General features: G+C 62.0%; 21 protein-coding genes. 7 read left to right on the forward strand and 14 right to left on the reverse strand.

Annotation, left to right across the window (positions count from 1 at the left end; translation table 11 throughout):
* The first annotated feature begins 5 nt into the window (after positions 1-5).
* Positions 6-1,910: a molecular chaperone HtpG gene (gene htpG / locus HU218_RS13720; protein ID WP_174875498.1), complete on the forward strand. Its 1,905-nt coding sequence runs from the start codon at positions 6-8 to the stop codon at positions 1,908-1,910.
* A 94-nt stretch (positions 1,911-2,004) separates the two neighbouring features.
* Here the strand turns inward: htpG and HU218_RS13725 are convergent, their stop codons facing one another.
* A complete protein-coding gene (locus tag HU218_RS13725) occupies positions 2,005-2,613 on the reverse strand; it encodes a glutathione S-transferase family protein (RefSeq protein ID WP_174875499.1) in 609 nt (202 codons plus the stop codon).
* On the reverse strand, positions 2,604-2,894 hold the full coding sequence (locus HU218_RS13730) for a DUF2917 domain-containing protein (protein ID WP_174875500.1): 291 nt from the start codon (positions 2,892-2,894) through the stop codon (positions 2,604-2,606). Before HU218_RS13730 ends, HU218_RS13725 begins: the two co-directional genes overlap by 10 nt.
* Positions 2,895-2,986: 92 nt before the next feature.
* On the opposite strand from HU218_RS13730, the gene HU218_RS13735 reads away from it, so the two are divergent.
* The 3 genes from HU218_RS13735 to HU218_RS13745 all read left to right on the forward strand — a co-directional run bounded on the left by HU218_RS13735 (position 2,987) and on the right by HU218_RS13745 (position 6,072).
* Positions 2,987-3,892 carry a LysR substrate-binding domain-containing protein gene (locus tag HU218_RS13735; RefSeq protein ID WP_174875501.1) on the forward strand — a complete coding sequence of 302 codons (906 nt, stop codon included), beginning with the start codon at positions 2,987-2,989 and terminating at the stop codon, positions 3,890-3,892.
* A gap of 81 nt (positions 3,893-3,973) precedes the next feature.
* Positions 3,974-4,570, forward strand: coding sequence for a 3'-5' exonuclease (locus HU218_RS13740; protein ID WP_174875502.1), 597 nt, complete (start codon positions 3,974-3,976; stop codon positions 4,568-4,570).
* A gap of 98 nt (positions 4,571-4,668) precedes the next feature.
* Entirely contained in the window at positions 4,669-6,072 is a 1,404-nt protein-coding gene (locus HU218_RS13745) for an exonuclease domain-containing protein (RefSeq protein ID WP_174875503.1), read from the forward strand.
* Between the two features lie 71 nt (positions 6,073-6,143).
* On the opposite strand, the gene HU218_RS13750 is transcribed toward HU218_RS13745, so the two are convergent.
* Genes HU218_RS13750 through flhB form a run of 6 tightly spaced genes read right to left on the reverse strand, consistent with a single transcriptional unit; the run spans position 6,144 to position 13,266 of the window.
* Entirely contained in the window at positions 6,144-6,893 is a 750-nt protein-coding gene (locus HU218_RS13750) for a flagellar motor protein (protein WP_174875504.1), read from the reverse strand.
* A gap of 44 nt (positions 6,894-6,937) precedes the next feature.
* Positions 6,938-7,684, reverse strand: coding sequence for an RNA polymerase sigma factor FliA (locus HU218_RS13755; protein ID WP_174875505.1), 747 nt, complete (start codon positions 7,682-7,684; stop codon positions 6,938-6,940).
* Between the two features lies 1 nt (position 7,685).
* Complete coding sequence (locus HU218_RS13760) at positions 7,686-8,546, reverse strand: MinD/ParA family ATP-binding protein (RefSeq protein WP_174875506.1); 861 nt, start codon at positions 8,544-8,546, stop codon at positions 7,686-7,688.
* Positions 8,547-8,550: 4 nt separating this feature from the next.
* The gene (gene flhF / locus HU218_RS13765; RefSeq protein ID WP_174875507.1) at positions 8,551-9,990 is read right to left on the reverse strand and encodes a flagellar biosynthesis GTPase FlhF; all 1,440 of its coding nucleotides are present in this window, start codon (positions 9,988-9,990) and stop codon (positions 8,551-8,553) included.
* 6 nt (positions 9,991-9,996) lie between these two features.
* A complete protein-coding gene (flhA, locus tag HU218_RS13770; RefSeq protein WP_174875508.1) occupies positions 9,997-12,090 on the reverse strand; it encodes a flagellar biosynthesis protein FlhA in 2,094 nt (697 codons plus the stop codon).
* Positions 12,091-12,096: 6 nt separating this feature from the next.
* A complete protein-coding gene (flhB, locus tag HU218_RS13775) occupies positions 12,097-13,266 on the reverse strand; it encodes a flagellar biosynthesis protein FlhB (protein WP_174875509.1) in 1,170 nt (389 codons plus the stop codon).
* A 180-nt stretch (positions 13,267-13,446) separates the two neighbouring features.
* On the opposite strand from flhB, the gene HU218_RS13780 reads away from it, so the two are divergent.
* Both HU218_RS13780 and HU218_RS13785 read left to right on the forward strand, forming a co-directional pair.
* Positions 13,447-14,241, forward strand: coding sequence for a thymidylate synthase (locus tag HU218_RS13780; RefSeq protein WP_174875510.1), 795 nt, complete (start codon positions 13,447-13,449; stop codon positions 14,239-14,241).
* Positions 14,238-14,732 carry a dihydrofolate reductase gene (locus HU218_RS13785; protein ID WP_174875511.1) on the forward strand — a complete coding sequence of 165 codons (495 nt, stop codon included), beginning with the start codon at positions 14,238-14,240 and terminating at the stop codon, positions 14,730-14,732. Before HU218_RS13780 ends, HU218_RS13785 begins: the two co-directional genes overlap by 4 nt.
* Before the next feature lie 57 nt (positions 14,733-14,789).
* On the opposite strand, the gene HU218_RS13790 is transcribed toward HU218_RS13785, so the two are convergent.
* The 6 genes from HU218_RS13790 to HU218_RS13815 all read right to left on the reverse strand — a co-directional run bounded on the left by HU218_RS13790 (position 14,790) and on the right by HU218_RS13815 (position 19,739).
* Complete coding sequence (locus HU218_RS13790; RefSeq protein ID WP_246211169.1) at positions 14,790-15,479, reverse strand: GntR family transcriptional regulator; 690 nt, start codon at positions 15,477-15,479, stop codon at positions 14,790-14,792.
* A gap of 374 nt (positions 15,480-15,853) precedes the next feature.
* Entirely contained in the window at positions 15,854-16,264 is a 411-nt protein-coding gene (locus tag HU218_RS13795; RefSeq protein WP_174875512.1) for a DUF2721 domain-containing protein, read from the reverse strand.
* Between the two features lie 3 nt (positions 16,265-16,267).
* Positions 16,268-16,909, reverse strand: coding sequence for a L,D-transpeptidase (locus tag HU218_RS13800; RefSeq protein ID WP_246211171.1), 642 nt, complete (start codon positions 16,907-16,909; stop codon positions 16,268-16,270).
* Positions 16,910-16,923: 14 nt separating this feature from the next.
* On the reverse strand, positions 16,924-17,637 hold the full coding sequence (gene tadA / locus HU218_RS13805; protein ID WP_174875513.1) for a tRNA adenosine(34) deaminase TadA: 714 nt from the start codon (positions 17,635-17,637) through the stop codon (positions 16,924-16,926).
* Between the two features lie 71 nt (positions 17,638-17,708).
* Positions 17,709-18,407, reverse strand: a complete 699-nt coding sequence (gene ubiG, locus HU218_RS13810) for a bifunctional 2-polyprenyl-6-hydroxyphenol methylase/3-demethylubiquinol 3-O-methyltransferase UbiG (RefSeq protein ID WP_174875514.1) — start codon at positions 18,405-18,407, stop codon at positions 17,709-17,711.
* 12 nt (positions 18,408-18,419) lie between these two features.
* Positions 18,420-19,739 carry a TRZ/ATZ family hydrolase gene (locus tag HU218_RS13815; protein WP_174875515.1) on the reverse strand — a complete coding sequence of 440 codons (1,320 nt, stop codon included), beginning with the start codon at positions 19,737-19,739 and terminating at the stop codon, positions 18,420-18,422.
* A 172-nt stretch (positions 19,740-19,911) separates the two neighbouring features.
* Here HU218_RS13815 and HU218_RS13820 point away from each other — a divergent pair, with 172 nt between their 5' ends.
* Entirely contained in the window at positions 19,912-22,728 is a 2,817-nt protein-coding gene (locus HU218_RS13820; protein WP_174875516.1) for an EAL domain-containing protein, read from the forward strand.
* Positions 22,729-22,789 lie beyond the last annotated feature (61 nt).

The raw sequence follows: 22,789 nt of genomic DNA on the forward strand, positions 1-22,789 counted from the left end.
ATACCATGAGCGCACAGAAAGAAACCCTGGGTTTTCAGACCGAAGTCAAACAGCTGCTGAAACTGATGATCCACTCCCTGTATTCCAACAAGGAGATCTTCCTGCGTGAGCTGGTGTCCAACGCCAGCGATGCCGCCGACAAGCTGCGTTTCGAGGGGCTGAACAATGCCGCCCTGTTCGAGAACGATCCGGAACTGAAAATCCGCATCACCTTCGATGCTGAAGCCAAGACCATCACCATCGCCGACAACGGCATCGGCATGAGCCGTGACGAAGTGATTGCCAACATCGGCACCATCGCCAAATCCGGCACCAAGGCCTTCTTCGAGCAACTGTCCGGCGATGCCAAGAAGGACGCCAACCTGATCGGCCAGTTCGGTGTCGGTTTCTACTCCGCCTTCATTGTCGCCGACAAGGTCACGCTGACCACCCGCCGTGCCGGTGCCGCCAGCAGCGAGGGCGTGCGCTGGGAATCGCAGGGCGAGGGCGAATTCACCCTGGAGCAGGTGGAAAAGGTTGGCCGCGGCACCGAGATCGTGCTGCACCTGAAGGAAGGTCAGGACGAGCTGCTGAACGACTGGGCGCTCAAGCGCATCGTGCGTACCTATTCCGACCACATCTCCATTCCGATCGAGATGAAGAAGGGCAACAGCTACGGCGAGAACGGCGAAGTGATCGTCAGCGACGAGTTCGAAGCCGTCAACGAAGCCTCCGCGCTGTGGACCCGCAACAAGAACGACATCAGCGAAGAGCAGTACCAGGAGTTCTACAAGCACGTGGCGCACGACTTCACCGCGCCGCTGGCCTGGAGCCATGCCCGCGTCGAGGGCCGCCAGGAATACACCGAGCTGCTGTACATCCCGTCGCGCGCGCCGTTCGACATGTGGGATCGCGACCGCAAGCAGGGCGTGAAGCTGTATGTGCGTCGCGTGTTCATCATGGAAGACAGCAACAAGCTGATGCCGCAGTACCTGCGCTTCGTGCGTGGCGTGATCGACAGCAATGATCTGCCGCTGAACGTATCGCGCGAGATCCTGCAGGAATCCAAGGACATCGACGCCATCCGCGCCGGTTGCGTGAAAAAGGTACTGGGCCTGCTGGAAGACCTGGCGGGCAACGATCAGGACAAGTACGCCACCTTCTGGAAAGAGTTCGGCCAGGTGCTGAAAGAAGGCGTCGGCGAGGACTTCGCCAACAAGGAGCGCATCGCCAAACTGCTGCGCTTCGTGTCTACCAGCTCGGAAGGCGATGTGCCCACCGTATCGCTGGCCGACTACGTTGGCCGCATGAAGGAAGGCCAGGACAAGATCTACTTCATCACTGCCGATACGCTGTCCGCCGCGCGCAACAGCCCGCATCTGGAAGTGTTCAAGAAGAAGGGCGTGGAAGTGCTGCTGCTCACCGATCGCGTCGACGAGTGGGTAACCGGCTCGCTGACCGAGTTCGACGGCAAGAAGCTGCAGTCGGTGGCCAAGGGCGCGCTGGATCTGGGCGCGCTGGAAGACGAAGCCGACAAGGAAGCGCAGAAGCAGGTGGAAGAAGCCGCCAAGCCGCTGGTGGAACTGGTGCAGAAGGCGCTGGGCGAGCGAGTGCAGGATGTGCGTGCCACTGCGCGCCTGACCGACAGCCCGGCCTGCCTGGTGGTGGGTGAGCACGACATGAGCGCCCATCTGGAGCGCATGCTGAAGGCCGCCGGCCAGCCGGTGCCGGAAGGCGCCAAGCCGACGCTGGAGATCAACCCGGAACATGTGCTGGTGAAACGTCTGGCAGCAGAAAGCGATGATGGTCGTCGCGAAGACCTGGCGCATGTGCTGTACGACCAGGCACTGCTGGCCGAAGGCGGCAAGCTGGAAGATCCGGCCGCCTTCGTGAAGCGCATCAACAAGCTGATGCTGGAACTGTCGGCCTGAGCCACGCCAAGGTTGGCCGCAAAAACCGCCCCACGCATGGGGCGGTTTTTTATTGCAGGCGTGGTAACACGCGGTGTGAGCAGCGCTGGTGTGCCTACTCGAACGGGCAGGCGAGGAAGGCCGGATGCGTTTCGGCCTGCCGGCTCCAGGCTCGCAGCAGCGGATAGGCGCCGTCCGGCACCGGTTCCGGCACCCGCTCGGCGATGAAGCGCCATGCCACGGCCATGCTGAGGCTGGCCTGATCCAGCGCGGCGGGCTGGGGCGCATGGCGCTGCAGGTAGTCTTCCATCTGGCCGCAGGCGGCATTCAGTTGCTCCTCGACCCGCGCCAGCCACGGTGCATGCCGCGCTTCGGCCGGACGCAGCTGGCATTCGTAGAACGCCTGCACCGCTTTCTCCATCGCGGCCAGCGCCAGGCCAACGCCCCGCAACGCATGCTGGCGTGCCGGCAATGCCTCCGGCAGTAACCGGCGCTCCGCCGGTACCAGCCGCTCTAGGTAGTCGAGGATCAGGCTGGAATCCATCAGCACCTCGCCGTCGTCGCAGACCAGGGTGGGCACCTTGATCACCGGGTTGATCTGGCGGAATTCCGGCATGTTGCGGAATACCGATAGCGACAGATGCTGGTATTCGATGCCCAGCAAGTGCAGTGAAATCGCCACCCGTCTGACGTAGGGTGAGTCCAGCATGCCGATCAGTTGCATGACACCTCCTGTTGTTCGTTGCGTACCGAAATTAAGCCCAGCTGCAAGGCGCCGCCTTGCGGTGCCAGAGCGGCCAGGTCTTGCAGGTCGAGGCGGCCGTTGCCTTCCAGCAGCAGTTTACCGGCCGGCAGCTGCGCCTGCTCGCCGGCACGCAGGCAGATGTCCTCGCCGTTGATGGTTAGCCAGTGCGCACCGCTGATGGCGCGTACCTGTCCGGGGCGCAGCAGTTGCAGCACCAGCAGCTCGTGTTGTTGCAGGGTCAGATGCAGTACGTGTTCCATTGCGTTTCCATCCAAGTAGTGTTGCTACTATAAGCAAATGAAACACAAAGAAAAATTGATAATTTCTGTTGCTACGTGTTAGTTTTTCTTACATGAAAGCCTTGCCGCCCCTCGCCGCGCTGCGCAGTTTCGAAGCCGTTGCCCGCCTGGGTGGCATTACCCGTGCCGCCGGCGAACTGCACGTTACCCACTCCGCTATCAGTCAGCAGATCCGCCTGCTGGAAGAGCTGCTGGGAGTGACCTTGTTCATGCGCGAAGGCCGCGGGCTGCGGCTTACCGAAGAAGGCCGCTTCTACGCGCTGCAGATCCGCTCCGGCCTGGCGGAACTGAGCGAAGCCACCCGGCTGGTGCAGGCGCGCCCGCGCGAGGGCGATCTGGCGGTGGCGGTGCTGCCGTCGTTCGGTTCGCAGTGGCTGCTGCCGCGGCTGCACCGCTTCCAGGCGCTGTACCCGCGCTACCGGGTGAGCATCCGCGCCAGCCTGGACATTCTCGATCTGCGTCAGGGGCTGGTGGATGTCGGCATCCGCATCGGTCAGGGAGACTGGGAGGGGCTGCAGCAGCAGAAGCTGTTCGACGACGAATTGCTGATGGTGGCGGCGCCGACTTTCAACGGCGGCAATTTGCCGCAGACGCCGCAGCAAGTGATGGCCGGGCCACTGATCCGCTCGGTGGAAAGCTGGCAGCCATGGTGCCAGCTGGCCGGCATCGAGGAGCCGGGCGAGGCCTGGCTGTGGATCAACGATTCCAACCTGATCCTGGAGATGGTGCGCCAGGGGCAGGGCATTACCCTGGAGCGGCGCAGCCTGGTGCAGCGCGACCTGGAAGCCGGCCGGCTGGTGCAGCTGACCGGCATCGTGGCGCCGTATCCCTATCCGTGCTGGCTGGTGTGGCCGCCGCGCGAAAGCTCGCGCTACAAGCAGGAAATCTTCGCCGCCTGGCTGCAGCAGGAGGTGGCCGACTACCTGGCCACGCTGCCGACAGCGGCCAGCAAGCGCTAGCCATTGCGTCAAGCGGTGTTGGCCGCATTTTCAGCAAATATCTATCGCAACGGCGCCTGTTCTGCGCTACCGTGTCGCCCCATGAAGATCACCCGCCATATTCCCCGCGACGAAATCAAGACCCTGCCGCTGTTTGCCGGCTTGTCACTGTCGCAAATCACCCTGGTGCAGGACGAAGCGATGTTGGCCGCGGCCGCCGAGCGGCTGGCCGGCGAGCCGGTACTGGGTTTCGATACCGAGTCGCGGCCAACCTTTCACAAGGGGCAGAAGCCTACCGGTCCGCATCTGGTGCAGCTGGCTACTGCCGATCATGCCTGGCTGTTTCCCTTGGGCGAGGGGGCGATGCCGCCAGCTTTGGCCGCCTTGCTGGCCCGCCCCGGCTTGACGCTGGCGGGTTTCGACTTGAGCTCGGACCGCGCGCACCTGAAGAACCGTTTCGGCGTGACCGACCTGCGCCTGCTGGACATCGGCAACCTGTTCCAGTGTGAAGACAAGCGGCTGACCATCGGCGCGGTGCAGGCGGTGGCGCAGCTGTTCGGCCAGTACTTCCGCAAGTCGAAGAAGGTGTCCACCTCCAACTGGTCGCTGCGTACCCTGAGCGAGGCGCAGCAACTGTATGCGGCCAACGATGCCTGGGTCGCCTTCCGGGTGTGGCAGGCGTTGCAGCCGGCAGGCTGAGCCCCGGCACTGGCGGCAGGTGAAGCGGCGGGCGAATCGTGGTAGTCTCTGCGCCCTGCCGCGTGGCGGAATCCCTTTTGTAATCACCGAGTTCCCGCATGCTGTTTGACCGTCCCATCGCCATTGTCGACCTGGAAACCACCGGCGGCCACATCACCCGCGACCGTATCACCGAGGTTGGCCTCATCCTGATCGACGGCGGGCAGGTGGAACGCTTCGACATGCTGGTCAACCCGCAGCAGCACATTCCGCCGTTCATCGAGGAGATGACCGGCATCAGCAACGACATGGTGGCGACGGCGCCGCCGTTTGCCGAAGTGGCGGAGCAGCTGTTGGCCAGGCTGCAGGGGCGGTTGTTCATCGCCCACAATGTGCGTTTCGACTACGGCTTCCTGAAAAACGAATTCAAGCGTGCCGGCATCAAGTTCCGCAGCGAGGTGCTGTGCACCGTCAAGCTGTCGCGCAAGCTCTATCCGCAGCACTACAAGCACAATCTGGACAGCATCATCCAGCGCCATGAAATCCAGTTGCCGTCCCGCCACCGCGCGATGGCCGATGCCGAGGCGCTGTACCAGTTTCTGGGGCAGTCGCTGGCCAATCTCGGGCGCGAGGCGGTGGAGGCGGCGGCCAGCGAGCTGATGGCGCAGTCGACGGTGCCGCCGGGTATGGACCCTGAGCTGCTGGAGCAGCTACCGGATGTCGCCGGCGTTTACGCTCTGTACGGCGAACATGACCTGCCGCTGTACGTGGGCAAGAGCAGCAACCTGCGCAACCGCATTCTGGCGCACTATGGCAGCGGCCAACCGTCGCACAAGGAAGTCCGCCTCAGCCAGCAGATCAAGCGGGTGGCGTGGCATGAGACCATCGGCGAGTTCGGCGCCCAGCTGCTGGAGCTGGAGCTGGTCAAATCGCTGCAGCCTATCCACAACCCGCGCGGCCGGCTGGAGCAGGAGCTGTGCTCGATCCAGTTGCAGCAGGGCGGCAGCGGATTCCTGCTGCCGAAGCTGGTGAATGCCGCCGATGTCGATTTCTCGCAGCTATCCGGCTTGTACGGCTTGTTCCGCAGCCAGAAAGAAGCCAAGAAGGCGCTGACCGAGGTGTGCGAGTTCAATGGCCTGTGCCAGACCTGCCTGCAACTGGAAAAGCGCGGTGCGCGCAAGGGGGCCTGTTTTGCGCACCAGCGCGGCCGCTGCAAGGGCGCCTGCATCGGCAAGGAGGATGCGGGCGAGCACAATATCCGCCTGCTGCATGCCCTGTCGCGGTTGCAGCTGAAAGCATGGCCGTATGCCGGCAAGGTAGCGGTGCGCGAGACCGATCCGGTCAGCGGCGAGTGGGAGGAGTTCCTGTTCGATCGCTGGTGTTATCTGGGGTCGCGCCGCGCCGACAGCGAGCGGCTGGAGGCCAAGCCGCGCTTCGATCACGATGTCTACAAGCTGCTGGCGGCATTCCTCAAGAAACCGCAGGACAATGCGCAGCTGCTGGAACTGCCCACCGCGGTCTGATTGGCAGAACGAGTGTTGCAAGCAAAACGCCCGCGTAAAGCGGGCGTTGTCATTTGGCTGGCTGGCGCGGTTCAGTCGGTAATGGCCTGGAAGCCGCGCAGGCGCGCTTCGATCTGGCGCGGGTTCTCGCCACTGGCAATGGCGACGATGCCCTCGATGACCAGCTCGCGCGCGGTGCTTTCCAGCGTGATCAGATGCTTGAGCTTCTGCGCCATCGGCAGGAACAGCAGGTTGGCCGCACCGACGCCGTAGACGGTGGCGACAAAGGCCACGGCAATGCCGCCGCCGAGCTTGGAAGGGTCGGACAGGTTTTCCATCACGTGGATCAGCCCCAGAACCGCGCCCAGAATGCCCATGGTCGGCGAGTAGCCGCCGGCGGATTCCCAGATCTTGGCGGCCAGCTTGCGGGAGTGCTCGTGGGCTTCCAGTTCCACTTCCAGCACATCGCGGATCATCTGCGGCTCGCCGCCGTCCACCAGCAACTGCAAGGCTTTCTTGGTAAACGGGTCGTGCTGCGCGTTGAGGTAGCCTTCCAGCGCCAAGAGGCCGCTACGGCGCGAGGTGTTGCTCCAGCCGACGATGTCGCGAATCTGCTTTTCGAACTCGAAGTTGGGCGGCATGAACACCCACTTGCTCATCAGCAAGCCGGTCATGAACTGGCGCGGGGTGGATTGCAGCATCACCGCACTGGCGGTGCCGCCGATGACGATAAGAAAGGCCGTGACCTGAATCAGCGAGGCGATGTGACCGCCTTCCAGTGCCTGACCGGCCAGAATGGCGGTCAGCCCGCCCAGAATGGCGACAAAACTGATCTTGTCCAAGATGTAGGGTTCCGTTTACTGGCGGCGCAAAAAGGTTGGCCGCATCAAGTCCAGTCGCGCAGGCGGCTGCGCAGGCGGGTAACCGCCTGGCTGTGCAGCTGGCAGACGCGCGATTCGGAGACGCCAAGTACGGCGCCAATTTCTTTCAGGTTCAACTCTTGTTCGTAATACAGGCTCATCACCAGCTGGTCCCGCTCCGGCAATAGCTTGATGGCTTCCACCAGCGCATTGCGGAACGCCGCGCTGGCCAGGATGTCGGCCGGCTCGTGGCTATTCTCGTCCACCACGTTTTCTACGTGCTGGCCGCTGCTGTTGCCTTCGTCATCCTCGAAATCGGAAAAATGCACCAGGCTGATGCCGCGGCAGTCACCCAGCATTTCCTGGTACTGCTCCAGGGGCAACGCCATGAACTCGGCAATTTCGCTTTCCAGCGGCGGACGTCCCAGCTGCTGTTCCAGCGTGTTGATCGCGGCCTCGATCTGGCGCGAGTTGCGCCGGGTCTGGCGCGGCATCCAGTCTTCGCGGCGCAGCTCGTCCAGCATGGCGCCACGGATGCGCTGGCTGGCGAAGGTCTCGAATTGCACGCCCTGGCTGGCATCGAACTGTTTGGCGGCTTCCATCAGGCCGATGATGCCGACCTGGATCAGGTCATTGATATCGACACTGGCCGGCAGACGCGCGACCAGCATGCTGGCCAGCTTTTTCACCAGCGGGGTGTGCTGTTCGATGTCGATCTGTTCGCGCGTGGCGGCAACCTGGGCGTAGGCGCGTATTTTATGGGGGGCTGCCATGTCAGCTTCCTGTCAGATCTGCGAGCGATTTGGTGGTCATCAGCAAGTGTTCCAGATAGCTGGCCCGCTGCGTGGTGCTGTCTGGCGCATGCCAGCGCGGCAGCATTTGCGCCAGCTGGCGGCAGGCCTGTGCCGCCTCGCTGTCGGCAAAAGCCTCTACCGTGGGGCGGCGCAGGGTCTGGCTTTTACGCACGGTGCTGTCCTGCGGGACGAAGCCTACCCAGCGCAGCGCCACCGACAGGTAGTCGCCGGCCACGCCGCTAAGACGGTTGAACACGGCCTGCGCTTCGTCGAAATCGCTGGCACGGTTGACCAGTACATTGAAGCGCCGGCGGGCGTAATCGCCAGCCAGCCGCTTAAGGGCAGCATAGCCCTGGGTGAGGCTGTCGGCATCCGGGCTGAGCACCAGCACCAGATTGTCGGCAATACACAGCGGCGCCGGGTCATCGGTCAGGGCGGGGGCATCGATCAACAGCACGCTGTTGTCGGCTTCCAGCGCCGCGAATTCGCTGGCCAGCCGTCGCCATAACCGCGGCGACATGCGGGTGCGTTCCTCGCTGCTGGCGACCAGATTGACCAGGTTCAGGCCATAGCGGTTGTTAACCAGCAGGTCGCTGACACCGCCCAGACTGATGGCAAGGCTGGCAAAACTGGCACTGGTGGGCAAACCCAGCCGGCGGGCCTGATGGTTGCCCGGCTGGTGCTCTACCAGCAGCGGACGTTGGCCGCTCATGGCCAGCGCGGCGGTCAGTTCGCCCACCACGGTGCTGACGCCACTGCCTTCGCCACCGAAAAAGGCAAACGAAGGCGGGTAGTGGGATTGCGCGCGAGCCTGGCGCAGGCTGGAGGCTTGATCGCTCATGTTGTCAGCCCAGCCAGCCGGATTGTGCGGCGTTGACGAGATTCAGCTCGTCACCGGACGGGCTGAACGGCGAGTGTTGCTGGGCGGCGCGCAAGGCGCGGTCGATCAGCAGCTCGGCATGCGCAGCGTGGATATCTTCCGGCACGCGCTGGCCGTTGGTGACATAGAACAGGCGCAGCCGGTTGCGGATCACTACATCCAGGCTGGGGCCCAATGCCAGGGCTTCGTCAATTTTGGAGACGATGGCGCCGGTCAGACCCTCGCCCTTGTAGTGGCGTACCACGTCTTCCAGGGTATGGCCGTCGGCGTTGGCGGCCAGCAGCAGCAACCGTTGTACCGGCCGGCCGGCTTGCTTGAACATTTCCAGCTGGCTTTGTACCCGCGCATCGCGCTGGCTCATGCCCACGGTGTCGATCAGTACGATCTTGCGCGGGGTGAGGTCGGCCAGCGTCAGTTGCAGGTCACCTTCGTTCTGTACCGAGAACACCGGTACCCCGAGAATCTTGCCGTAAATGCGCAGTTGGTCCTGTGCGCCGATACGGTAGGTATCGGTAGTGATCAGTGCCACGTTCTGTGCGCCATGGCGCATGGTGGCACGTGCGGCCAACTTGGCCACGGTAGTGGTCTTGCCGACACCGGTGGGGCCGACCAGGGCATAGATGCCGCCGGCTTCGATCGGGTCGTGCTGCGGGTCCATGCACTTCAGGTTGTGGATCAACGCCGAGCGCGCCCACTTCTGCGCGATTTCGCCATCGTATTGTGGCGGCAGTTTCTGGGTGAGCTGGCGGATCAGCGTCGAGCTGAAGCCGGCGGTCAGCAGGTGGCGGAACAGTTCGGCGCGATTGGGGGTGCGCTGCTCCATGTCCGACCAGGCAAAACCGGCCAGCTGGCTTTGCAGCAGGCTGCGCAGCTGCTTGATCTCGTCGCTGATCTGCTTGAGTTCCTGCTGCATCTGCTCGCGTTCGGCATCCGTTTCCGCCGCATTGCTGCTGCGCGGCGGCGAGGAGGGGGCGGCTGCCGGTCGCCGGTTGCTTTGCTGTACATGCTCCAGAAACGGCTGCGGCTGGTTGCGTGCCGGTTCTGGTTGCGGCGGAGGCGTGGGCGGCGGCGGTGGTGCCGGCGGCTCTTCCAGCGGCTCCACCGGCATGGCGTAGGTGCGCGCCAGCGCGCGGTTCACGGCCGGCGCGTTGCTGCTGCCACTACCGCTGGGCGGGGCAGGGTTGGCCGCAGGCTGCTGCGCAGTGTTGCGCGGCGGCTTGGGCTGGGATTGTGGCGTGAGCGTGGTGGCAATCGCGGATACGTCAGCATCGGCAACCGCCATGATCTCTACCCCACCGCCCAACGTCGGGCGATTGGACAGGATCAACGCATCGGCGCCAAGTTCTTCCCGAACCTGGCGCAGTGCGTCGCGTGTAGTTTTGCCGTAGAACTTTCTGACGACCATTATGCGTTAGCCTTTGCTCCCCCCAATCACCGCAATTATACGAATGGATTTGCTGTCGGGTATCTCATTATGAGAAATGACCCGTAGTTGCGGCAGTGCCCGGCGCAAGAAGCGTGCCAAAAGCGGGCGCAATCCAGGCGGTGTGAGCAGAACCGGATTGTAACCCTGATTTTCAACATTCTCTGTCTGATGGGCAGCATTGGACAACAGATTCTCTGCAAGACCCGGTTCCAGCCCGCCGCCGGCCTTGCTGTTTACCGCCTGCATCAGGATATTTTCCAGTTGCGGCTCCAGCGTCATCAGTGGCAGTTCCTGTTCCCCAGGGAACAGCTGCTGCACGATGGCCCGCGATAGCGCGGTGCGTACGGCACTGGTCAGATCGTCGATATCCTGGGTGATGGCCACATGGTCGGCCAGGGTTTCGATGATGGTACGGAAGTCGCGCAGGTGGATGCCATCCAGCAGCAACTGCTGCAGCACTTTCTGCAGAATGCCGATCGGTACCACTTTGGGTACCAGGTCTTCGATCAGTTTCGGCGCTTCCTTGGCGACGTGCTCGATCAGGGCCTGTACCTCTTCGCGGCCCAGCAGCTCGGCAGCATGGGTCTGCAGCAGGTTGGAGATATGGGTGGCGACCACGGTGCTGGTATCCACCACGGTGTAGCCAAGGTTCTGCGCTTCGTCGCGTTTGCTGGCATCGATCCAGATGGCCGGCAGGCCAAAGGCCGGATCGGTGGTCGGTGTACCTTGCAAGTCGCCGCTGACCTGGCCCGGATTGATGGCAAGGAACTGGCCGATATATGCCTCGCCATTGCCGATCTCCACCCCTTTTAGCAGGATGCGGTAGGCATTGGGACGGATCTCCAGGTTGTCGCGGATGTGGACCGGCGGCACCAGGAAGCCCAGCTCCTGCGCCATCTTCTTGCGGATACCGCGAATGCGGCGCAACAGTTCGCCATCCTGGTCGCGATCGACCAGCGGAATCAGCCGGTAGCCAACTTCCAGCCCCAGCGCATCCACCGGCTGCACATCTTTCCAGCCCACCTCGGCCAGCGGCTGCTCCAGCACCGACGGTGGCGGTTGTTCGCCGGCTGGCGCCGCGGCAGCTGCCGTTTCCCGGCGCTGGCTGCTTTTTTCCAGCCAGCGGGCAGTACCGGCCAGCGCACCGGCAATCATCAGGAACGCCAGGTGCGGCATGTTGGGAATCAGGCCCAGCAGGCCGATGACGCCGGCAGTGAGATACAGCACGGTCGGGCTGGCGAACAGTTGGCCGACCAGTTGTTCCGAGATGCCTTTTTCGGTGCCGACGCGTGCCACCACCATACCGGCGGCAGTGGAGATGATCAGCGCCGGAATCTGGGCGACCAGACCGTCACCGATGGTCAGCAGGGTATAGGTTTCCGCGGCGGTGGCGACATCCAGATCATGCTGTACCACGCCGATGATCAGGCCGCCGACGATGTTGATCACCATGATCAGGATGCCGGCCACGGCATCGCCACGTACGAACTTGGAGGCACCATCCATCGAGCCGAAGAAGTTGGCCTCTTCGGTGATCTTGGCACGGCGACGGCGGGCGTCGTCTTCGCCGATCAGGCCGGCATTCAGGTCGGCATCGATGGCCATCTGCTTGCCGGGCATCGCATCCAGGGTAAAGCGCGCCGACACTTCGGCGATACGGCCGGCACCCTTGGTGATGACCACGAAGTTGATGATGGTCAGGATCACGAACACCACGATACCGATGGTGATGTTGTCGCCGATCAGGAAGTGGGCGAACGACTCGATCACCGCACCGGCGGCACTGGTACCGGTATGACCTTGCAGCAGGATGATGCGGCTACTGGCGACGTTCAGCGACAGCCGCAGCAGGGTGGTAATCAGCAGCAGGGTCGGAAAGGACGAGAACTCCAGCGGTTCGCGCGTGTTCACCCCGACCATCAGCACGATGATGGAAATGGCAATGTTGAAGGTGAAGAAGATGTCGAGCAGCAGCGGTGGCAGCGGCAACACCATCATCGACAACACCAGCATGATCAGGATCGGACCTGCCAGGGTGTTGACGTCGATTTTCTTGAGCAGTTCGAGCAGCTTGTTCATGCCTCGTTACGGGGTGCCGGTGGGCGCAGTATGTTGATTGCGTTTGGATTCGGGGTCAAGTTCGGGCGGGACCTGCAGTTTTTCCGGGAATACCGGTGAAATGCCACCGACCTGTTCATACTGCTGCAGCTGGTAGACATAGGCCAGCACCTGCGCTGCGGCAGTATACAGCTTGGCCGGGATGGCCTCGTTCAGCTCGACGTTGAAATACAGCGCGCGGGCAAAACTCGGTGCGCGCAGCACCGCGATGCGGTGTTCCTTGCCCTTGCCGATGATGCGTTCGGCCAGTTTCAGTGAGCCCTTGGCGATCAGCTTGGGGGCACCCATGCCTTCCTCGTACTGCAGCGCCACCGCATAGTGGGTCGGGTTGGTGACGATCACGTTAGCCTTGGGCACTTCTTGCATCATGCGTTTGCGCGCGGCTTCACGTTGCAGCTGGCGGATACGGCCTTTGACTTCCGGCGAACCTTCCTGCTCCTTGTATTCCTGTTTCAGCTCTTCTTTGGTCATGCGCAGGTTCTTCTGGTACTGCCACAACTGGAACGGCACATCGATCAGCACCAGCAGCAGCATGGCGCCAACCACCATCTGGAAGGTGTGCTCCATCAGGCCGATCAGTTGGGTCTGGGCGCGATCCAGCGGCATGCTGACCAGCCCGACCAGTGCGCCGCGCTCGCTCCAGATCACCCAGGTGGCCACCCCGCCGATCAAGGCACTTTTCAGGATGGCTTTCAGGCCTTCGGTGGCGGCCTGGACCGAGAACATGCGCTTGATGCCGGCGGCCGGATTGAGCTTGCCGAAATTGGGCATGAAGCCTTTGCTGGTGATGTTCCAGCCGCCGATGCTCAGCGGGGTGAGGGCCGCAGCCAGAAACAGCGCGCCGAGGATCGGCGCCAGCACCATCAGCGCATCCAGCAGGCTGCTGCGGAATTGTTCGAGGATCTGCGCACCGTCGATGGCTTTGCGCTGGTCGAAGGTGAACCAGTCGATCATCAGTTTGTTCAGGAACTGATAGATGCTGCTGCCGGTTGCCATCAGCAGGGCCAGACCGGTAGCGGTAATGACGAAGGTGGATAGCTCGCGCGAGCGCGGCACATTGCCCTCGGCGCGGGCTTGTTCCAGCCGCCGGGGCGAGGGCGCTTCGGTGCGGTCTTCCTTGTCGCTTTCTTCTGCCATTGCTCGCGGGTATTCAATAAGTCGCTATCAAGCGGCGATGTTAGCCGATTGCGGCCATCCTGCGCTGGTGTTTGATCAATCGGACAGGCGGTAGCCGGATCAAGGCGGGCATGGTTGGCCGCAAAGCAGCAGGAATAAAGGTACAATCGCGCGATTCGAAAAATGCATGCCGAGGTACCGATGAAGCAATATCTAGATCTGATGCGCCATGTGCTGGAGCACGGCGTCGACAAGTCCGATCGCACCGGTACCGGTACGCGCTCGGTATTCGGTTACCAGATGCGCTTTGACCTGGCGCAGGGCTTTCCACTGGTTACCACCAAGAAATGCCATCTGCGCTCCATCATCCACGAACTGCTGTGGTTCCTCAGCGGCGACACCAATATCCGTTATCTGAAAGAGAATGGCGTGTCGATCTGGGACGAATGGGCCGACGACAACGGCGAGCTGGGGCCGGTGTATGGCTACCAGTGGCGCAGCTGGCCGGCACCGGACGGCCGCCACATCGACCAGATTGCCAACGTGCTGGAGATGATCCGCCGCAATCCGGACTCGCGCCGATTGATCGTATCGGCATGGAACCCGGCGCTGGTCGACGAGATGGCGCTGCCACCGTGCCACAGCCTGTTCCAGTTCTACGTGGCCGACGGCCGCCTGTCCTGCCAGCTGTACCAGCGCTCGGCAGATATTTTCCTCGGTGTGCCGTTCAATATTGCCAGTTATGCCTTGCTCACCATGATGGTGGCGCAGGTCTGCGGCCTGCAGCCGGGGGACTTCGTCCATACCCTGGGCGATGCGCACCTGTACAGCAACCACCTGGAGCAGACCCGTCTGCAGCTGTCGCGCACACCGCGGCCGCTGCCGACCATGCGCATCAATCCGGAGGTACGCGATTTGTTCGCGTTCAAGTTCGAGGACTTCACGCTGGAAGGCTACGACCCGCACCCGCACATCAAGGCGGAGGTGGCGGTATGAGCCTGCGGCCAACCCTTACCCTGGTGGCGGCGATGGCGCGCGATAACGTGATCGGTATCGACAACACCCTGCCGTGGCACCTGCCGGAAGACCTGAAACACTTCAAGGCGGTGACGCTGGGCAAGCCGGTGATCATGGGGCGCAAGACTTTCGATTCCATCGGCCGGCCGCTGCCTGGCCGCTTGAACATCGTCATTACCCGCCAGCGTGATTGGCAGCATGGAGGTGTCACCGTGGCGCACTCGCTCGAGCAGGCACTGCAGCAGGCGGGGACGGTGGAAGAGGTATGCGTGATCGGCGGCGCCAATCTTTACGCGCAGGCGTTGCCGCTGGCCGACAAGCTGTGCCTGACGCACATCGAACTGGATGTGGCCGGTGATGCCCGTTTTCCGGCCTTGGCCGCCGACGAATGGCAGTGCACACCACAGCCCGCCCTCGTTGCGGCCAACGGTTTGCAGTACTACTTTGCCGATTATCTGCGGCGGGTATAGCACCTTGCCTGCAATAAAAAAGCGGCCAATTGGCCGCTTTTTTATTGTGCTGTGGCGCTAGCCGAGCAATACCGTGGCCGCTGCCTGCGCGGTCTGGCTGTACTGCACGGCAAACTCGCGCAACATCTGCTGCAGTAGCTGTGCATCGCGTGCCACGATGGCCTTGAGCAGGCGGTCGAGGAAATCGTAGGTGCGGTCGATCTGGTTCTTGCCGGCGCGCAGGATGGCGAACAGGCAGCGCTGCGTTTGCGGCAGCAGGTCGAACAGGGTCTGCTGCAGATAACGGTTGCCGCAGTGGCGGTACAACTGCTCCAGATACTTCACGCCGGAATGGTAGAACGCCTCGCTGTCGCTCTTGCGCTGCTGCTCGCCCAGTTCGGTCATCAGCTCGATGAAGCCGGCGAGGTCATCGTTCTGCCAGTTGGCCGCCAGATTGGCCACGGCCTGTTCCAGCAACAGGAACCACAGTGCAAACAGCTCGCGCACGTCTTCCGGGCTGATGCTGGAGACAATGGCGCCGCGACGCGGGTAGATATCTACCAGATGGCGTCGCTGCAGGATCAATAGCGCCTCGCGCACCGAGCCGCGGCTGACATCCAGTTCGGCGGCAATTCGCAATTCCTGGATGCGGGTACCCGGCGGCATGTCGCCGGTAACGATCTTGTGGCCGAGGAACTGGGAGATTTGTTCGGTAAGCGAGTCGTTGGCCTTGAAGCTCACGCGCGTCTGCTGCTGGCTGCTGTTCATGGTGCGGATACGGATTGAAGTCTGTTGATTGTCGGGCAATCGGACCGCGGATTCTAGCACTGTCGGTCTCTACGGCGGGCAATCCCGTGCTATCGGACAGGGGAAGGCAACGGTTTGTGGTGCAAATAAAACGATTGTTTGATTTGTGGTGGAAATTGCTTGCCTGCGGCCAACGGCAAAAGTACTATTCAAACGCTTGTTTAAACGAGGCCAGGCGAGGAATCAGGGGCTAACACGATAAGTGGCTCGCAAGGTTGGTTTGAACGGCTGCTTCAAGAGCAATAACTCGGTTATTGCGTGTTCCATCAGGAACCTTGCAGGTACGACACGGGTGTTGACCTCTCCCATCACGGGGGAGGTTTTTTTTGCCCGTATCAGCGACGGCCGCGTTTGTGCTCGGCGGCAATCAGATCGGAAAGCAGGATATTCAGCGCATCGGTGGACATGCGTAGCTCCAGCAGCGACATGCCCAGCGACATGATCATCAGCAGCAGGCTGGCGCCAAAGGTGACCTGCGCTACCTGCGGCCAACCGGTGTAAATCTGCAGCATCGCCAGCACGCACATGAACAGGCTGCCCACGCCCAGACTCTGCATCCACTTGATCAGTGCAATCCGGCGGCGCAGGTTGCCGATCTGCTGCACCAGCTTTTCATCCGGAGATTGCTGGTAGTCGTCGTACAGGTTACGGATGATGCTGGCCAGTGCCAGGTAGCGGTTGGTATAGGCCAGCAACAACAGGGAGATCGCCGGGAACAGCAGCGCGGGGGTGGTGAGATTCAGCATGGGTCAGAGGTTTTCGTTGATCAGGACGTCCAGGCCATTGCCGGTTTGGGCAAACAGCTCGACGATATCTTCATTGCGCATCCGGATGCAGCCACGTGAAGTCGGAGTGCCAAAGGCGACATGTTCGCCGGCGCCATGGATGTAGATGGCGCGGTCGTAGCTATCTACCGTGCCGCCCAGGTTCTTGCCGGGTTCCATGCCGCACAGCCAGAGGATGCGGGTCAGGATCCAGTCCTTGTCCGGGTATTCCTGGTGCAACTGTGCGGTGTACATCCACGGGGTGACCTGGCGGCGGTAGATAATGGTACCCGGCGTTACGCCGTCACCGATACGCTCGCAAACCCTGTGCCAGCCGCGGGGTGTCTGGTAGCTGTTGGCTTGTTCGCCGACACCGTTTTTGGCGGTGGAGATCGTGTAATGGGCACGCGCAACGCCGCGCGCATCATAGAACACCAGCGACTGGCTATGCACACCGATTTCCAGCCACGGGCTTCCCGGAGTATAGGGGTTGGACTTGATGACGGCTGCCTGCATCGGCTGCAACTGGCTGGCCAGCAGATAGTCCGCTTCCGGCGGGTTGGCCGCAGCGGCGGGAATGACCAGTATTGCCAGCAGGGCAGGCAGACAGCGCGGTCGCATGGGCATGCTGCTCTCCTCGGTTACCTGCGTTGGGCAAAAAAATCGGCCAGAAGTGCCGCAGCCGCTTCCGCTTCAATGCCGCCATCGATGGCGGTGTGGTGATTGAGCCTCCGCTCGGCAAACAGGTTAAGCACGCTGCCGGCGGCGCCGGTGCGGGCTTCCGCGGCACCGTACAGCACGTGGTCCAGCCGACTGTGCAGAATGGCGCCGGCGCACATGGCACAGGGCTCCAGCGTGACATACAGCTGGCAACCATGCAGCCGGTAGTTGCCGATGTGGGCGGCCGCTTCCCGTAGCGCGAGCATTTCGGCATGGGCGCTGGGGTCGTGGCTGGCTACCGGCCGGTTGTAGCCACGGCCGATGATCCTGTCGTGCTGCACCACCACCGCACCGACCGGCACCTCGCCGTGGCGTGCGGCTTCGGCAGCCAGCGCCAATGCCTCGGCCATGAATGACTGCTGCGCCTCCCGCGACGGCAGCGGGCGCACCGGTGCATGGCTGGCAACGGCGCTGCGCAATGCGGTGCGGCGGGCATCATCCAGTGCCGACCAGTGCTCACCGTGTGCCGCTGCCTCCAGCGCGAACAGCAACCGTTCGGTGGCGGTGTGACCGCAAGCCTTCAGCAGCAGAAACGCACGCACCACGCCCACCGTCTGCAATTGCTCGCGACTATGGATGTTGAGCGCTGCCAGCCAGCGGATGGCATTGGGCGGCAGTGGGGGAGAAGTCAGCATGGCAACAGGTTCAAATGCTGCGGCCAACCTGCAGGTGTCAGGTTGGCCGCAAGGTGGTGACGCCGATGCAATCAGCCCGGACGGCGCATGGCCAGTAGGTAGTTGACGTCGGTGTCGTCGTTCAGACTATAGATATGCGTCAGCGGGTTGTAACCCATACCCTTGACCTGAACCAGTTCCAGCCCGGCGCCACGGGCCATGCGCGCCAGCTCCGATGGCTTGAGGAAGCGTTTGTACTCATGGGTACCGCGCGGCAGCATGTTCAGTACATATTCGGCACCGACCACTGCCAGCAGATAGGCCTTGGCGTTACGGTTGAGGGTGGAGAAGAACACCCAGCCGCCCGGCTTCACCAGCTCGGCGCAGGCACGCACCACGCTCAGCGGGTCCGGTACGTGTTCCAGCATCTCCATGCAGGTCACCACGTCGAAGCTGGCGGGCACCTCTGCGGCCAACTCTTCCACCGGAATGCAGCGGTAGCTGACGCTGACGCCGGATTCCAGGCTGTGCAGTTGGGCGACTTTCAGCGACTTCTTGGCCAGGTCGATGCCGGTAACGGTGGCGCCCTTGGCCGCCATGCTCTCGGCCAGAATGCCGCCGCCGCAGCCCACGTCCAGTACCGTCTTGCCGCTGATGGCGGCAAAGTCATCGATAAAACCCAGTCGTAGCGGGTTGATCTCGTGCAGCGGTTTGAACTCGCTGTCCTTGTCCCACCACTTGTGGGCAATCTGGCTGAATTTATCCAGTTCCTGCTCGTCTACATTGCTCATCTTGTGTCCTGCTTATTTGGCCAGAATGCGTACGCGCCAGTCTTCGGCCTTGGCTTTCAGTTCGGCTTCGTCCAGGGTGGTCAGGCGGCGCTCGCGCAGAACCTGGCGACCATTCACCCACACATGGCTGACCTGTTCGCGGCCGGCGGCATACACAATGTGCGAGATCGGGTCGAATTGCGGACTGGTTTCCACCGCCGACAGGTCGACGGCGATCAGGTCGGCCTGTTTGCCCACGCTGACGCTGCCGACCTTGTCGGCGATGCCGAGTGCCTGGGCGCCGTGCAGCGTAGACATGCGGATAGCGGTGGCAGCCGGTACGGCAGTCGGATCCAGGGTGCCGACCTTGGCCAGCAGCGCGCCCATGCGGGTCTCGCTCAGCATGTCCAGCTTGTTGTTGGAAGCGGCACCATCGGTGCCGATACCCACGTTGACGCCGGCGGCCAACAGCTTCTGCACCGGGGCAATGCCGGAAGCCAGTTTCATGTTGGAGGTCGGATTGTGGGCGATGGACACGCCATGCTTGGCGACCAGCGCGATTTCCTCATCGGTGAGGTGCACCATGTGGGCGGCGATCAGCCGCGGCGACAGCAGACCCAGGTTGGCCAGTCGTGCCAGCGGGCGCTGTTTGTATTGCTCGATGCTGCCATTCACTTCGTCCTGCGTTTCGTGGATATGGCAGTGAATCAGCATGTCTTCCTGCTCGGCCAGGGTAATGACCTTGCGGAAGGTGTCATCGGCCACGGTGTACGGTGCGTGTGGCGCCAGGGTGAAGGTGATCAGTTCTTCGCCAAGGAATTGCTGGCGCTCGGCCATGCCCTTGCTAATGTAGTCATCGGCGTTCTGGCCGTAGACGGTGGGGAATTCCAGGATCGAGCAGCCGACGAAGGTACGCATCCCGGCGGCGAGGCCGGCGCGTGCCATCGCGGCATGGAAGAAGTACATGTCGTTGATGGTGGTGGTACCGCTGCGGAACATCTCGCCCATTGCCAGCAACGCGCCATCAAACACGAAGGCATCGCTGACATGTTTGCCTTCGGCCGGCCAGATATGGTTCTGCAGCCAGTCCATCAGCGCCTTGTCGTCAGCCATGCCGCGCAGCAGGGTCATGGCGGAGTGACCGTGCAGATTGATCAGGCCTGGCATCAGCACATGCTGCGGCAGGTTGATGTGCTCGGCGGCAGTGGCTGCCGCGATCTCGTCCGGTCGCAGGATTGCCACAATGCGGCCATTGCGCACGCCGACTGCGTGGTTTTCCAGCACCTGGCCATCTTGCTCTACGGGAATAATCCAGCGGGCGCAAATCAACTGATCAAAAGCGGTATTTTGCATGAAATGTTGCCTATAAAAGTATGCGGGCGATTGTAGGCGCTGGCTTCCCCCTTCGGCAACCTGCCTTATACTATGCAAAAAGAGAAATCCCGCGCACAGACAGGCAGTTCCGTATAATCTGTTTCAATAAATTGAATATCCATGGCGACTAGCCTTTGGGGAAAACGAGTCCATGACCCAGAAGCCTGACAATTTCGATAGCTACACCATTGGTTCACGCCTGTCCTTGCGCCAGGTGTTCCTGATGGCGCTGGTTCTCGGGCTGCTTATTCCGGCGGTGTTCATCAGTGTCCTGAGCTTCAACCTGCAGCGCGAGCAGGCCGAGAACCAGCTGGCGGTTGACCAGAAGCGTCTCTTGGATATCGTGGCGCTGGGCATGCAGGAGCCGCTGTGGAACCTTAGCCGGCAGGCCGGCGCACCGCTGGTGTCGTCGGTGATGGATGACCCGCGGGTGATCTCGATTCGCGTGTCCGATACCCAGTCCAATACCGTATTCCTGTCCACCCTGCGCAGCGAGCGCCGTATCGGCAGCGTCGCCTTTGTACAGAAGCCGGTGGTTTACCGCGGCGAAGAGATTGGCCAGGTCAGCATCGAATTCGACACCGAGCATCTGGCCATTTACCAGCGCAATCAGCTGAAGAATCTCCTGCTGATCGTGGTCGCGCAGCTATTGCTGTCGGTGGTGCTGGTCATGACCATCCTGCATTCGCGGTTTTTGCGGCCGATTGCGCAATTGTCGCAGCAGGCTACCAAGTTGGCCGCACTCAAACTGGACGAACCGTTCCATTGGGGGCGGCATGACGAGATCGGCACCGTCGGCAAGCATCTGGAATGGACACGTTCCGAACTCAAGCGGCTGATCGACGAATTGAAGGCCAAGACCCTGGCACTGGAGGCGGACATCGAGCGTCGTCGCGAAGTAGAGGATGCGCTGCGCCGCTCCGAGAACAAGTACCGCGAGCTGTTCTGGTCCAATCTGGATGGCATTGTAATCAGCTCGCTGGAAGGGCAGATCATCGATGCCAACCCGGCCTTCCTGAGCCTGCTGGGATTCAGTCTCGACCAGCTCAAGTTGCAGAACTTCTGGGGCTTGCTGGATCGCGACAGTGAAACCCAGGAGCGCTATAACCTTGACAACAAGGTAATGCGCTTCGGTTTCTGCGATGAGTTCGAGGTGCAGTACATCAACCGTATCGGTAACCCGATCCCGGTCAGCGTGAAGACGGTGGCGATGCGTGATGCCAGCGGCCGTATTACCGCCGTGTGGCGCATGGTGCGCGACATTTCCGAGCGCCGTGCCGCCGAGGAGCGCATGCAGCTGGCGGCCAAGGTGTTCGAGAACACCGCCGAAGGCATCATGATTACCGACGGCGATGTGCGCATTCGCAGCGTGAACCGCGCCTTTAGCGAGATTACCGGTTTTGCCCAGGAAGAAGTGCTCGGCCAGCGACCGATGGTGTTGAGTTCCGGCCGTCACAACAAAGAGTTCTACGACAATCTGTGGCAGGTGCTGAACGAACATGGCTCCTGGCAGGGGGAGGTCTGGAATCGTCGCAAGAACGGCGAGGTTTATCCGGAGTGGCTGGCGATCAACGCGGTGAAGAGCCCGTCCGGCGACGTGACCCATTACGTAGCGATCTTCAGCGACCAGTCCGAACGCAAGGCCGCCGATGAGCGCATTCAGTTCCTGGCCCATTTCGACGTGCTCACCGGGCTGCCTAACCGCAGCCATCTGCAGGATCGCGCCTTGCTGGCGATCCAGAACGCCACCCACGACAATGGCAAGCTCGCCATCCTGCTGCTGGATCTGGATCGCTTCAAGACCATTAACGAATCACTGGGCCATGCAGCCGGCGATATTCTGCTGAAGATGGCTTCTGAGCGCATCCGCACGGTGCTGGGTAGTGGTGAAGTGGTGGCGCGCCAGGGCGGCGACGAATTCATTATCCTGCTGCCGCTGGTCAGTGATGCCGCCGCTGCCGCGCATGCTGCCGAGCGTATCCTTGCCGAGTTCTCCACACCGCTGGAGGTGTATAACCACTCGCTGATGGTGACCGGCAGTATCGGTATCAGCGTGTTCCCGGATGACGGTCGCGATTTCGATACCCTGGTGCGCAATGCCGATGCGGCGATGTATCACGCCAAGTCCAGCGGCCGTAACAACTACAAGTTCTACACCGCAGACCTCAATGCCCGTGCCCGCGAGATTCTGGCGATCGAAAGCCAGTTGCGCTACGCAGTGGAGCGTGGCGAGTTCGTGCTGCATTACCAGCCGCAGGTCGAGATCAAGAGTGGCCGCATTGTCGGGGCCGAGGCGCTGATCCGCTGGAATCATCCGTCGCTGGGCTTGCTGGGGCCGTTGCACTTCATCGATGTGGCCGAAGAACGCGGCTTTATCGTGCAGATCGGCAACTGGGTGATTCGCGAGGCCTGCCGCCAGATTGCGGCCTGGCATGCCGCTGGCCTGCCGCTGATCACCATCGGCGTCAACCTGTCGGCACTGCAATTCCGCCATCAGGATCTGACCCAGGTGCTGGGCAATGCGCTGGCTGCTTATGATCTGCCGGGTAGCTGCCTGGATGTGGAAGTAACCGAGAGCGTGATCATGGATGATATGGAATCCACCGTTCAATCCATCCGCGCCATCCAGGAGATGGGGATCCGCCTGTCAATCGACGACTTCGGTACCGGTTATTCCAGTCTGGCCTACCTGAAGCGCTTCAAGGCCGACAAACTGAAGATCGACCGCTCTTTCGTGCGCGATATTCCGGAAGACCAGGACGATACCGCCATTACCCGCGCCATCATCAATATGGCGAGAAACCTGAACATGCAGGTTGTCGCCGAAGGGGTGGAGACCATCGAGCAATGGCAGTTCCTGGAGCAGCATGGCTGCGATCAGGTGCAGGGTTACCTGCTGGCCAAGCCGATGGCGGCAGAGCAGGTGGAGCCCCTGCTGCGCAACGCTACGCTGTTGCCAGCAGGCTGATCAGCGCAGCTTGCGGCCAACGTTGGCCGCATGCAAGGAAACCCGCCGCGATGGCGGGTTT

The organism is Vogesella oryzae (genome assembly GCF_902829295.1).
In the GTDB taxonomy this organism is placed as follows: Bacteria; Pseudomonadota; Gammaproteobacteria; order Burkholderiales; family Chromobacteriaceae; genus Vogesella; species Vogesella oryzae.

Coding starts and splice junctions, on each gene's coding strand:
- flhB (WP_174875509.1), bottom strand. CDS start 13,266: ATGGCAGAAGAAAGCGACAAGGAAGACCGCACCGAAGCGCCCTCGCCC.
- HU218_RS13815 (WP_174875515.1), bottom strand. CDS start 19,739: ATGCAAAATACCGCTTTTGATCAGTTGATTTGCGCCCGCTGGATTATT.
- HU218_RS13740 (WP_174875502.1), top strand. CDS start 3,974: ATGAAGATCACCCGCCATATTCCCCGCGACGAAATCAAGACCCTGCCG.
- HU218_RS13820 (WP_174875516.1), top strand. CDS start 19,912: ATGACCCAGAAGCCTGACAATTTCGATAGCTACACCATTGGTTCACGC.
- HU218_RS13780 (WP_174875510.1), top strand. CDS start 13,447: ATGAAGCAATATCTAGATCTGATGCGCCATGTGCTGGAGCACGGCGTC.
- htpG (WP_174875498.1), top strand. CDS start 6: ATGAGCGCACAGAAAGAAACCCTGGGTTTTCAGACCGAAGTCAAACAG.
- HU218_RS13800 (WP_246211171.1), bottom strand. CDS start 16,909: ATGCCCATGCGACCGCGCTGTCTGCCTGCCCTGCTGGCAATACTGGTC.
- HU218_RS13755 (WP_174875505.1), bottom strand. CDS start 7,684: ATGGCAGCCCCCCATAAAATACGCGCCTACGCCCAGGTTGCCGCCACG.
- HU218_RS13730 (WP_174875500.1), bottom strand. CDS start 2,894: ATGGAACACGTACTGCATCTGACCCTGCAACAACACGAGCTGCTGGTG.
- HU218_RS13795 (WP_174875512.1), bottom strand. CDS start 16,264: ATGCTGAATCTCACCACCCCCGCGCTGCTGTTCCCGGCGATCTCCCTG.
- HU218_RS13760 (WP_174875506.1), bottom strand. CDS start 8,546: ATGAGCGATCAAGCCTCCAGCCTGCGCCAGGCTCGCGCGCAATCCCAC.
- flhA (WP_174875508.1), bottom strand. CDS start 12,090: ATGAACAAGCTGCTCGAACTGCTCAAGAAAATCGACGTCAACACCCTG.
- flhF (WP_174875507.1), bottom strand. CDS start 9,990: ATGGTCGTCAGAAAGTTCTACGGCAAAACTACACGCGACGCACTGCGC.
- HU218_RS13790 (WP_246211169.1), bottom strand. CDS start 15,479: ATGAACAGCAGCCAGCAGCAGACGCGCGTGAGCTTCAAGGCCAACGAC.
- HU218_RS13735 (WP_174875501.1), top strand. CDS start 2,987: ATGAAAGCCTTGCCGCCCCTCGCCGCGCTGCGCAGTTTCGAAGCCGTT.
- HU218_RS13725 (WP_174875499.1), bottom strand. CDS start 2,613: ATGCAACTGATCGGCATGCTGGACTCACCCTACGTCAGACGGGTGGCG.
- tadA (WP_174875513.1), bottom strand. CDS start 17,637: ATGCTGACTTCTCCCCCACTGCCGCCCAATGCCATCCGCTGGCTGGCA.
- HU218_RS13785 (WP_174875511.1), top strand. CDS start 14,238: ATGAGCCTGCGGCCAACCCTTACCCTGGTGGCGGCGATGGCGCGCGAT.
- ubiG (WP_174875514.1), bottom strand. CDS start 18,407: ATGAGCAATGTAGACGAGCAGGAACTGGATAAATTCAGCCAGATTGCC.
- HU218_RS13745 (WP_174875503.1), top strand. CDS start 4,669: ATGCTGTTTGACCGTCCCATCGCCATTGTCGACCTGGAAACCACCGGC.